This is a genomic window from Psychrobacter piechaudii, assembly GCF_900162825.1.
Lineage (GTDB): Bacteria > Pseudomonadota > Gammaproteobacteria > Pseudomonadales > Moraxellaceae > Psychrobacter > Psychrobacter piechaudii.
Genome location: NZ_FUGE01000079.1, coordinates 1 through 11,884 on the forward strand (window position 1 = coordinate 1; position 11,884 = coordinate 11,884).

Genomic DNA, 11,884 nt, shown 5'->3' on the forward strand with positions numbered 1-11,884 from the left:
AAACTTACCAGTACGTTTTAGATGCTCAAAACTTAACGCATTGACATAGTTCCACACGAAGTTTACCGAACCGCTTAGACGATTCAGCTCTTTTATGTGGTTGTCTTTAATGCGTAGCTTGAGTGTTTTCATATATTCAGTATGGCAAGATTAATTTTAGCTTACAACCCTTTAACGACTTCTTACGACAGTGTGTGTCGCCTTATATCCACCCCCTGAAGTGGGTGGTTTTACGGCGACTGGTGATAAAAGTCTTATACATCATCAACCAAACTCTCCTAAAGAGGTAGGTTCTGCTGTAAGTGTTGTAGCAATACTTTAACTTTTGGCAGTGGATGTCTGTTTTGTGGATAGACTGCCCAAATGCCCTCTTCAGGCTCCCTATAATCGTCCAAAAAACTGACCAACTCACCAGATTCTAAATATTTCTGGACATAATAATCCGGCAGTTGCACGATACCCAGCCCTTTAAGAGCCGCATCTACCAAGCCGTAACCACTGTTATATTGTACTCGCCCGCTGACACGAATATTGCGATCGGCACTGCCCTCTTTAAAATGCCAATAATCCACACTGCCCAGCAGGCAGTTATGCTGACTTAAGTCGGCCAATGTCTGCGGTACACCAAACTCATCAATATAATCCGGTGATGCACAGACATAACTGGTACGATAGCCGAGTTTTTTTACCATCATGGTCGAGTCTCTTAGCCTACCAATACGTACCGCCAAATCATAACCGCCTTTCACCAAGTCAATCTTTTGATTACTCAAAAAAGCCGTCACTTCAATATCAGGATACTGCAGCATGAAATCATTGATTAACGGTAATAGTTGCTGTTCTCCAAAGGTAACCGGCGCAGTTAATTTAATACGCCCTTGAGGCTTTGATTGAAGGGTACTAACTGCCTGCTCTGCTGCATCTAATCCATCTAACACCGCTCGGCAATGCTGATAAAATACTTGCCCTTCTTCAGTAAGCGATATCTTACGGGTGGTACGATAAAACAGCTTAATATTAAGCCGCTTCTCTAATGCACTGACCTGCCGGCTCACTTGAGCAATCGAAATACCCAGCTCTTTTGCCGCTTGCGTAAAGCTTTCATACTCCGCGACATAAACAAATTCACTAATACCTTCCCATTTCATGATTATTACCACTGTGTAAAAGTTATTTGTAAATATACACTATTATCAACCATGCAGATATAATCTATAATCCATCTCGTTAACAATACTCCTAATTGCCAAGGTGTCATCAACACGCTGAAGTCTGTATATTAGAGGTATCCATCACAAAACCAACAACCAAAAAAGTGAGAAAATCAATGACGGATAAATTTATTAAATCAAAAGCGGCCGTAGCTTGGGGCCCAAACCAACCATTAAAAATCGAAGAAGTTGATGTGATGCTTCCGCGTAAAGGCGAAGTATTGGTTAAAGTATTGGCCAGTGGCGTCTGTCACACCGATGCGTTCACCCTATCTGGCGAAGATCCTGAAGGTGTTTTCCCAGCCATTATGGGCCATGAAGGCGGCGGTATCGTTGAGCAAGTTGGCGAAGGCGTGACCAGCGTTCAAGTCGGCGACCATGTTATTCCTTTATACACGGCAGAATGTGGCGTTTGTAAATTCTGTACGTCTGGCAAAACCAACCTGTGCTCAGCGGTACGCGAAACTCAAGGTAAAGGTCTAATGCCAGACGGCACCACTCGTTTTTATAAAGATGGTGAGCCAATCTATCATTACATGGGCTGCTCAACGTTCTCAGAGTACACAGTACTTCCAGAAATCTCATTGGCGAAAGTAAACAAAGAAGCGCCTCTAGAAGAAGTGTGCCTACTGGGCTGCGGCGTAACCACGGGTATGGGCGCGGTAATGAACACTGCTAAAGTTGAAAAAGGCTCAACCGTAGCCATCTTCGGCTTAGGTGGTATTGGTCTTGCAGCGATTATCGGCTCTGTTATGGCGGGTGCTAGCCGTATCATTGGTATTGATATCAACGAAAGTAAGTTCGAATTGGCCAAAAAGCTTGGCGCAACCGACCTTATTAACCCAAAAGATTATGACCACCCTATCCAAGACATCATTGTTGAGCTAACTGATGGCGGTGTTGATTACTCATTTGAATGTATCGGTAACGTTGATGTGATGCGTTCAGCCCTTGAGTGCTGCCACAAAGGTTGGGGCGAATCAGTTATCATCGGTGTTGCCGGTGCTGGCCAAGAAATCTCTACCCGTCCATTCCAGTTAGTGACAGGTCGTGTCTGGAAAGGCTCTGCATTTGGCGGCGTGAAAGGTCGTACTGAATTGCCTGGCTACGTTGAGCGTTACCTAGCTGGTGAAATCCCATTACAAGACTTCATCACCCACACCATGCCTCTAGAAAGCATTAACGAAGCGTTTGACTTGATGCATTCAGGTGAAAGTATCCGTTCAGTTATTCACTTTGATGCTTTAAAAGAGTCAGCCACTGAAAGCTAAGTTATTAGCATAAGACTTTGGTGTTTAACTTAAAGCTAAAGGGTCACTTACTATCAGTAGGTGACCCTTTGTTATTTAACAAGCACTATTAATAAGGACCATTATCGTGTATCAGATACCAGGCTTGAAACGAACTGCTGCCATATCTCACTTTTATGACGCTGTTTGTGCCAAATCATCCACCACACCCTTTGCAAATCAATCTCTTTAATATCTATCGCAATTAGACTGCCCTGCTCTAAATCTGTTTCAATCACATGCTGTGACAGACAGCCAAAGCCGATATCAGCTTTGACCATATTTTTAATAGCTTCTGATTGCTGAATGGCCATTACCACTTCGGCTTGCGGCATATATTGTAGTAACTGCTCGTCAATGACTTGTCTTGTCCCCGACCCAGGCTCTCGTACCAATAGCGGAATTTTAGCCAGTTGTTTGGTAGTCAGCTGATAACTGGGCACTTCATTTTTATCATTATTCGCTTTCTGCTTAGCTTCAATACCTGCTAGCCACTTACTGTCCTTTTTGGCAAAAACAATTAACTTATCATGGCGCCAAGCTTTTTGTTCAATCAACTTGCTGTCAGTCGGTCTTGGCATACCCTCTACCAAAGCGATATCTACTTTTAACTGCTCAACTTCAGCCACTACATCTCGCGTATTGCCAATAAAAAACTCTATTTTCGCTTCAGGGCTGTCGCCATAAATTTGCTGAATCAAAGACGGCAGCACATAGTTACCAATTGTGGTGCTGGCGCCGATATGGATACGGCCAGCTTGATACTGATGATACTGCTCCAAAGTTAAGCATTGGCTCACTATGGCTTGAGCCTGAATATAAATGGCTTGAGCATTGTCATTACGATGCAAACGCCGCCCTATCCGCTCAAATAGAGGTATCTTTAGCCGATCTTCTAGTTCAGTTAATGCGCTACTCACCGCTGACTGCGATAAATGCAGCTGCTCAGTGGCGGCACTGGTACTGCCGGTCTGGTAGATACTGATAAATACCGACAGCTGCTTTAATGTGATTTTTGGTAATAAAGCCTGCCCAATGTTTAAAGAATGGGCATCCTTAGGCTGCTTGGAGGTTGAGGCTGGCATGTTTAAGGCCTTACAGGAGTGATAGGAATGCTATAAATGGTTAATAAATGTACGCTAACCTATTTTATCGATAAAAACTATCTAATCAATCTGTTTTATTAATATAGAAGAATGGAATATAGTAATTCTTAAATAGCTTAGCTTTGATAGTCATAAGCTTAAGTGAGCCTTTTAATAAGCAAGCGAGTGATCCCATGAGAGCCCATCATGCCCCATTTGAAACCCATTCTACTCAGCGCAGTCTAGATAGTAGAGCCTCAAACCGACTGACTACGCCTGCCTTATTAAACAAGATGGTAGGCGGCTATCTGCCAAAGCGGGAGCATTTATTGGGACTGCTAATAGTATTGATGGGCAGCTTGACCAGTATTTGGCTCAATGATCGTATTCAAGACTGGGCTGATGGTAAGCTACTGGGTTTGTCTTCATTAACCTTAGCTATCTTGATAGGCATGGTACTGGGCAACACGCTTTATCCAAAACTTGCCCAGCCGTTAGCCGCTGGTGTCACTTTTTCAAAAGCTCAAATACTGCGTTTGGCCATTGTGTTATACGGCTTTAAGATTACCATTTCTCAAGTAGCCAGTGTGGGGTTGTCTGCTGTGGCTATTGATGCTTTAGTACTCAGCTCTACCTTCGTTATTACCTACTTACTGGGGACAAAATGGCTTAAAATGGACCGAACCACAACCCTACTTATCGGCTCAGGCGCCAGTATATGTGGTGCGGCTGCAGTAATTGCTACCGAGCCTGTGGTTAAAGCGGAATCCCACAAAGTGACCATCGCTGTGGCTACCGTGGTAGTATTCGGCACTTTATCTATGCTGCTATACCCCATGTTGTATCAGATGGGCTGGCTTGCAGGCATTATTGATGCCCAGCACTATGGGGTCTATATCGGCTCTACCATTCACGAAGTGGCGCAGGTGGTGGTCGCCGGTAATGCTATCAGCCCTGAGGTCGGTAATACGGCAGTGGTGACCAAAATGATTCGGGTGATGATGCTCGCACCCTTCTTATTACTGTTATCTATTTTTATCACCTCTACTGACGCCAAAAATACTAAAAATACGCAGAACACATTAAACGCTATAGCCCGTGATCAGAGTCAGCCTAATAAGCTACAACTTTTGCTCCAGCGACTAAAACAAATTCATGTGCCTTGGTTTGCCTTTGTGTTTATCGCTATGGTTGCTGTGAACTCCCTACTTTTGGCCTCACCAACCCCAACTATCCAAAGCTTTACCGAGCGCATGATTGAGTTGGACAATCTATTGCTGACGATGGCGATGTTTGCTTTGGGTCTTACCACTCACTTTAGTGCCGTTAGGCAAGCCGGTATTAAGCCACTTATCCTAGCGGCTGTCATGTTTGTTTGGCTCATCTTAGGGGGTGCTTTGATTAATGTTTTGATTGGTTTTTTCTAACTTACTGCGGACTTAAAGACTCCCCCAAACCTGAACTTCAGCCCCTAACATATTTAATGACAAGCCTATTTGGCTTATAATATGCCTTTCTCCCTAGCATATAACCTGCTTCCAATCCCTATTAACACACATACAAAGCCAGAGCCAGCCACTAATTATGGTTGGTCAAAATATAGGTAATGTCATGACTCGATCAAATCAAAACCCTCAAACACCGCGCAGCCCAGAGCTACTTTGCCCCGCCGGCACCTTTAAAAACATGCAGTACGCCTTTGCTTATGGAGCAGATGCTGTCTACGCTGGTCAAGCGCGCTACAGTCTGCGGGTACGTAATAATGACTTTGATGAGGAAAACCTTCGTCGTGGTATTGACTATGCACACAGCCTGGGTAAGAAGTTTTATGTGGTGGTAAATATTCAGGCTCATAACGCTAAGCTAAAAACCTTTATCGAAGACATTCGCCCGGTAATCGAGATGAAGCCAGATGCGCTGATCATGTCAGATGCTGGTATGATTATGATGGTGCGTGAACATTTCCCAGAGATGGAAATTCACCTATCAGTCCAAGCCAACGCAGTTAACTGGGCCACGGTTAAATTCTGGAAGCAAATGGGTGTGAGCCGTGTGATCGTGTCACGTGAGCTGTCGTTAAAAGAGATCAAACAAATTATCGATGAAGTCCCCGGTATGGAGATTGAAGTCTTCGTTCACGGCGCGCTCTGCATGGCCTACTCTGGCCGCTGCCTATTATCCGGCTACATCAATAAGCGCGATGCCAACCAAGGCACTTGCACCAATGCTTGCCGCTGGAGCTACAACACCTATAAAGCTGAAGAAAATGAAACCGGTGACATTGTACCGGTACAAACCTTTGACCCTACGCAGCAAACTCAGCCAGACGCTAAGCAAATTGAAACCGTTAACTTAAACGGTGATGTGGTCATGGGCGATGATTATGTTCAAGCACCAAGCGATGAGGTGGTGTTACTTGAAGAACAAAACCGTCCTGGCGAATTAATGGCCATGTATGAAGATGAGCATGGTACCTATATCATGAACTCTAAGGACCTACGTGCGGTTGAACTGGTGCCTGAATTAACTCAAATGGGTGTCCATTCTTTAAAAATTGAAGGCCGTACCAAATCACATTACTATGTGGCTCGTACCGCTCAGGTATACCGTCAAGCCATTGATGATGCGGTAGCAGGAAAGCCCTTTGATGAGACGTTAATTGGCGCCTTAGATGGCTTAGCCAACCGCGGTTATACCGAAGGCTTCTTACGCCGCCACGTACACAGCGATTATCAAAACTACGAATATGGTGCGTCAAAAACAGACCAACAGCAGTTTGTCGCTGAAGTAACCGATATTAACACCGAGAAGCTAACTTTAGAGATTAAAAACAAGCTTGAGGTGGGCGATACCATCGAGGTGATGACACCAAAAGGTAACCTTACCTATACCCTTGAGCAAATGTGGGACAAAAAAGGCAATCCTATCGAAGCCGCTCTAGGTTCGGGTTGGACCGCACAAATTGTTAACCCTTTTAAAGACATTGATCATGAGATGCTACAGTTTGCTTTGATTATGAAGAATGTCAAACAGCCTATCTTTAGCTAATCTTATTAGCTTAGTTTAGCTGGGATAATAAGCAGAAGAGCTTACTTAAAAAAGCTTAGTCACTTTAGCTTAGTCACTTTAGCTTAGTCACTTTGATGGCTAAGCTTTTTTGTATAAGGTCAATGATCACCAAATAATTAGCAATAAACGTTATAATATGTTGCTAATTCTCACCATAAACCAAAAATATGTCCAAAGTTCTAAGAGTGTTACTCATGGTTGCTGGCTGGGTGCTAGTCATTGACTGTACTTTCCTAATTGCTGCCGATAAGATTAACTTCGGTACCGTCGTGCCGTTTTTGATAGGCCTTATTTTTCTTATCCACGCATTTTGTTGGTCTAAAATCCAAAGCATTCTTAGTAACCACCGCAGCTTACGCAAACTGTGGAAGATACTTTGGGGTGCATTTGGTGTGTGGCTATTAAGCTTTATCTTATTTGCCTATAACTTACATAACCAAATTAGCGAAGTTGATGAGAATTATGAGAAGGTAGAGGCCATTATTATTTTAGGAGGGGGTATCCAAAATGGCATACCAACCCCCACATTAGCCAGCCGCTTAGACGCAGCCGTACCCTTAATCGAGCAGCAGCCCGAAGCTGTGGTCATCACCAGTGGCGGTGTTGGTGTCGGTGAAACCCGAAGCGAAGGCGAGGCCATGGCGCAATATCTACATGCGTTATACGGCATCCCATTGGATGATATTTATCAAGAAAAAAAGAGCACCAGTACCGAAGAGAACTTTTTATTTAGTCAAAAGATTTTAGCTGATAAACAGGTGTCCTTAGACGACCCAATTGCCATCGTAACCAGTGACTTTCATATCCCTCGATCAAAAGCGATTGCCGAGCATCAGGGTTACACCAACCTAGTGACTTTGGCGAGCCCTACCCCTTTAGCAACCCGATATAATTCATGGTTTCGTGAGTACTTTGCCTATATCAGTGGCTGGATTTTAGGCGAATATTGAACCGTAACTTTTTAGGAGATAATAATGGCACTAAAGATTACCTCTGAGTGTATCAACTGTGACATCTGTGAACCTGAGTGCCCGAATGAAGCCATTAGCTATGATCAAAAAGGACAAAAAACTTATGTTATAGACCCCGAGCTTTGCACAGAGTGCGTGGGGTTTTATGAAGAGCCAACCTGCGTCAAAGTTTGTCCCATCGATTGTATTATCGAAGACCCTGAGCGTATTGAATCGGATGAAGAACTGCTACAAAAGCATAAGAACATCTGGTCGAAATAAAGAGATATCCATAAAAAAGACCTGTCAAACTTGACAGGTCTTTTTTTTATAAACACTTTTTACTAATATCAGACTTAGCCTTTAGCTTAAAACGCTTGAGACAGTGCTGATAGTGCCCCTTTTAGCATGGCTGACACGGTACTGGTATGAGTGCCAATGCCAGAGTAAATCTCACCATCTACGTTTAGCTGAATATATGCAGCAGCTTTGGCGTTGGTTTTGTCACTTTGAGCTTCGTCTTCTTCACCATAAGTGAACTCAGGACTAATTGCGTGCTCTGAGTAGTTAATAATGTGAAGCTGCTTGCCAGTATGACGGGCCACCCCATCGATGAAGGAAGATAGCGGACCGTTACCATGACCAGAGATATCGATTGTCTCACCATTTAAGGTCATTTGACCATTAAACTCAACCTCACCACCTTTATTATTAATGTTATGGTCTAATAGCTCATAACCTGAGTTTTGAAGGTAAGTGCTTTCAAACGCTTCTAAAATTTCTTCGTTTTTCAGCTCGCGAGCCACATCTTCTGCTTTTTGTTGTACCACACGGCTAAAGTCAATCTGCATCCAGCGTGGTAGGTTAAAGCCGTAGTTACGCTGTAAGATATAAGCCACGCCACCTTTACCTGACTGACTGTTAATGCGTACCACATCTTGATAGCTTCTACCAATGTGCGCTGGGTCAATTGGTAAGTAGGCCACATCCCAGATGTTTTGCGTTGCTTCACTGTTTTTCTCATTGTAGTCAAGCGACTTCTTAATGGCATCTTGGTGCGAACCACTAAAGGCTGTGAATACCAATTCACCGACATAAGGATGACGAGGGTGTACAGGTAGGTTGTTACACTCACTGACTATCTGCACAATACGGCTCATGTCACTTAAATCTAACTCAGGATCAACGCCTTGGCTATAAAGGTTCATGGCCATAATCATGATGTCCATATTACCGGTACGCTCACCATTACCTAACAAGGTACCTTCAATACGATCTGCTCCTGCCAACACACCAAGCTCAGCAGCTGCTACGGCACTACCTCGGTCATTATGAGTGTGCAAGCTGACAATGATATGTTCGCGGTTTTTTACATGACGACAGAAGTATTCGACTTGGTCGGCATAGACGTTTGGCATAGACGACTCAACTGTGGCAGGCAAGTTAATGATAACTTGTTGACCCTCTTCAGGCTTCCATACCTCGTTCACCGCGTTCACAACTTGAACTGCATAATCAGGCTCAGTCTGGCTGAAGCTCTCTGGTGAGTACTGGAATACCCACTCAGTATCTGGGTGCTTGGCTGCATGATCTTGTAGCATCTTCGCGCCTTTGATCGCAATCTCTTTAATCTCTTCTAAGTCTTTGGCATAGACTTTGTCACGCTGCACTTTACTGGTTGAGTTGTAAACGTGTACTACCGCACGACGCACCCCTTGTAATGCCTCAAAAGTACGCTCAATCAAATGCTCACGAGCTTGAACTAAGACTTGAATGGTCACATCATCAGGAATATGATTTTCTTCAATCAATTTACGAGCAAAATCAAATTCCACTTGCGCCGCTGACGGGAACCCAATTTCAATCTCTTTAAAACCCACTTCAACCAACAGTTTGAAAAACTGCATTTTTTGCTCAATGGTCATTGGGTCAATTAAAGCTTGGTTACCATCACGCAGATCCACACTGGCCCAAGTTGGGGCTTTTTCAATGGTTTTGTTCGGCCAAGTACGATCTGGTAGATTGGGTGCAAACGCAAACGGTTGATATTTGCGAAAATCAAATGCTTCGAATTTTGGCTTAACTTTTGGTTCAACAACTGGTGAATGGCTAGTAACTTGGCTCATGGGTTGCCCTCTTTGGTCTAATATTTTTAATAACAATTAACAGCTAGGTACAACAAAATTAATAAGTATTATATAGCGAGTCGTTGCTGGCTGCTTTATATATTAATCTATACTGAATATCATAACAAAGTATATTGAAAATAATACTGCAAAATGACCCTGAATTTCGATGTTAATTAGTGTTAAAATCTATAAACAACATAATTATTAGCTAAAAACACTAACATACAAGCAGGAAACCCTATTAATGACTATGATAAGCCGTTCAGCTGACCTAAACCATCCAGATGCCTTTGAAATTGATAATGTCGACCGTCAAATCCTAGTACTGCTACAGCAAGATGCGCGTATGAGCATTACTGATATTGCCGAAGCGGTTCACTTATCTGCCACCCCTTGTGCTAGGCGTATTAAACGTCTGGAGCAAAGTGGCATCATCACTGGATACCACACCGAAGTAAACCCACAGAAGCTAGGTTATAGCTTAGCGATATATATCGCGGTGAGTATGGATCGACACACAGCAGAGCGGTTTGCTCAGTTTGAAGATAAAATTCAAAGTTTTGATGAGGTGGTGAGCTGTAGTATTGTCACCGGTCGTAGCGAGGATTATTTACTAAAGGTTGTGGTCCGAGATATGGCCCACTATGAAGAGTTTTTATTACATCGGTTAAACCGTATTGAAGGGGTTAGTCAGGTGCATACCAGTTTTGAGCTTCGAGAGGTATTTAATCGCGGTATTATCAGTTAGCGAACCGTTAGCGATCTGGCCTAGACAGCCTGCCGTGAAAGCTAAAAAATAAGGTCAAATAGTGACGCAAGCTTAAGAAAATTAACTATAATAACCGGCTTGACCTACTCCCACCACCAAACCTAGAGGTTATGGTGAGGGAATCTTTGCGACCCATAGCAACCTAAGTTGCCACCTTTCGCCATGCCACCTACGCTGATAGGTATAGGCATGGGGGAACTCTTTACACAGTAGCAAGTCCTGCTACATCAGCTAACGCATGTTGGCGTATATTATTGCTTGCATTGATATCACGGTCATGCTGTGTTTGACAGCTAGGACACGTCCAATGACGCACCGATAACGGCAGACTCTCTAATTTGTGATGACAATGCGAGCAAGTTTTAGAACTGGCAAAGAACCGATTTACCTTTAGGATATTCTTACCATACCAACTCGCCTTGTAAGTAAGTAGAGTAACAAACTGTCCCCAACCGACATCATTAATCGCTTTGGCAAGTTTACGGTTCTTTACCATGTTTTTTACACCTAAATCTTCAATCGCATAACTGGTAGCTTGGTTTTCGCAAATCAGTTTATGTGTGACTTTATGGTGTAAGTCTAAGCGCTGGTTGCGTACTTTTTCATGAATACGAGCAACCGCTAACTTTTGTTTTTGATAGTTTTTACTGGTCTTTTGTTTACGAGCAAAGATTTTTTGCTGTGCGGCAAGTCTTTGACTGGCTTTGGATAAATGTTTTGGGTTATCAACCTTGCTGCTATCAGACAGAACAAGTAGATGACTGATGCCTAAATCAATACCCACCGTCAAGCTGGGCTCTATTGTGGTAGGTATCGGCAGTGTTTCACCATTATCAACCAGTACGCTTACATAGTATTTGCCTGTTGCTGTCTTACTAATGGTAACGGTTTTAATATTACCAATAAATTCACGGCTAAATACGGTCTTAATACCCTTTATTTTAGGTAGGTTGATCATGCCTTGTGCAAAGTTTACGGTGCAGTGTTGGGGGCATTGGTAACTTCGCTGTGGGATTTTTTTAGATTTAAAACGTGGAAACTTAGCCTGACCTTTGAAGAAATTAGTAAAAGCGGTATGTACATTGAGCAAGGCATTTAGTAGTGACTGACTGTTGACCTCACTAAGCCATGCAAACCGAGCTTTCTTTTTCTTTTTCACTAACTGGCTTTGGATTTTGGTTCGCGATAAAGACTTACCAAACATGGCATAGTAACGTTTTTGCAATGCTAACGCCCAGTTGAACACAAAACGGCTACAGCCAAAGTGCTTTTCGATAAGCACCTGCTGTTCACGATTTGGGTAAATGCGATATTTATAGGCTTTAAGCATGGCTTTTTAGTCGACTTGAGTGTAGGTATAACTTAGCATTATTTGTATTTAG

General features: G+C 43.2%; 10 protein-coding genes and 1 pseudogene. 6 read left to right on the plus strand and 5 right to left on the minus strand.

The window, feature by feature from the left end; translation table 11 throughout:
* Positions 1-132, minus strand: a pseudogene (locus A1019T_RS13570) (RNA-guided endonuclease InsQ/TnpB family protein); the annotation flags it as partial.
* Between the two features lie 146 nt (positions 133-278).
* A complete protein-coding gene (locus tag A1019T_RS03245; RefSeq protein WP_077450405.1) occupies positions 279-1,148 on the minus strand; it encodes a LysR family transcriptional regulator in 870 nt (289 codons plus the stop codon).
* 179 nt (positions 1,149-1,327) lie between these two features.
* On the opposite strand from A1019T_RS03245, the gene A1019T_RS03250 reads away from it, so the two are divergent.
* Positions 1,328-2,482 (plus strand): S-(hydroxymethyl)glutathione dehydrogenase/class III alcohol dehydrogenase, encoded by a 1,155-nt coding sequence (locus A1019T_RS03250; protein ID WP_077450406.1) that lies wholly within the window; start codon positions 1,328-1,330, stop codon positions 2,480-2,482.
* Between the two features lie 101 nt (positions 2,483-2,583).
* On the opposite strand, the gene A1019T_RS03255 is transcribed toward A1019T_RS03250, so the two are convergent.
* Positions 2,584-3,585, minus strand: coding sequence for a LysR substrate-binding domain-containing protein (locus tag A1019T_RS03255; protein ID WP_077450407.1), 1,002 nt, complete (start codon positions 3,583-3,585; stop codon positions 2,584-2,586).
* Positions 3,586-3,779: 194 nt separating this feature from the next.
* Between A1019T_RS03255 and A1019T_RS03260 the strand changes: the two genes are divergently transcribed.
* From A1019T_RS03260 to A1019T_RS03275, 4 genes are all read left to right on the plus strand, one after another.
* Positions 3,780-5,012 carry a YeiH family protein gene (locus A1019T_RS03260; RefSeq protein WP_077450412.1) on the plus strand — a complete coding sequence of 411 codons (1,233 nt, stop codon included), beginning with the start codon at positions 3,780-3,782 and terminating at the stop codon, positions 5,010-5,012.
* A gap of 184 nt (positions 5,013-5,196) precedes the next feature.
* Positions 5,197-6,633, plus strand: coding sequence for a prephenate-dependent tRNA uridine(34) hydroxylase TrhP (gene trhP / locus A1019T_RS03265; RefSeq protein ID WP_077450408.1), 1,437 nt, complete (start codon positions 5,197-5,199; stop codon positions 6,631-6,633).
* A 188-nt stretch (positions 6,634-6,821) separates the two neighbouring features.
* Positions 6,822-7,604, plus strand: a complete 783-nt coding sequence (locus A1019T_RS03270; protein ID WP_077450409.1) for a YdcF family protein — start codon at positions 6,822-6,824, stop codon at positions 7,602-7,604.
* 24 nt (positions 7,605-7,628) lie between these two features.
* Positions 7,629-7,886, plus strand: coding sequence for a YfhL family 4Fe-4S dicluster ferredoxin (locus tag A1019T_RS03275; protein ID WP_077449081.1), 258 nt, complete (start codon positions 7,629-7,631; stop codon positions 7,884-7,886).
* 86 nt (positions 7,887-7,972) lie between these two features.
* Here the strand turns inward: A1019T_RS03275 and leuA are convergent, their stop codons facing one another.
* Positions 7,973-9,730 carry a 2-isopropylmalate synthase gene (gene leuA / locus A1019T_RS03280; protein ID WP_077450410.1) on the minus strand — a complete coding sequence of 586 codons (1,758 nt, stop codon included), beginning with the start codon at positions 9,728-9,730 and terminating at the stop codon, positions 7,973-7,975.
* A 253-nt stretch (positions 9,731-9,983) separates the two neighbouring features.
* Between leuA and A1019T_RS03285 the strand changes: the two genes are divergently transcribed.
* Positions 9,984-10,481 carry an Lrp/AsnC family transcriptional regulator gene (locus A1019T_RS03285; protein WP_095532556.1) on the plus strand — a complete coding sequence of 166 codons (498 nt, stop codon included), beginning with the start codon at positions 9,984-9,986 and terminating at the stop codon, positions 10,479-10,481.
* Positions 10,482-10,704: 223 nt separating this feature from the next.
* Here the strand turns inward: A1019T_RS03285 and tnpB are convergent, their stop codons facing one another.
* Positions 10,705-11,832, minus strand: coding sequence for an IS200/IS605 family element RNA-guided endonuclease TnpB (tnpB, locus tag A1019T_RS03290; protein WP_077450411.1), 1,128 nt, complete (start codon positions 11,830-11,832; stop codon positions 10,705-10,707).
* Positions 11,833-11,884 lie beyond the last annotated feature (52 nt).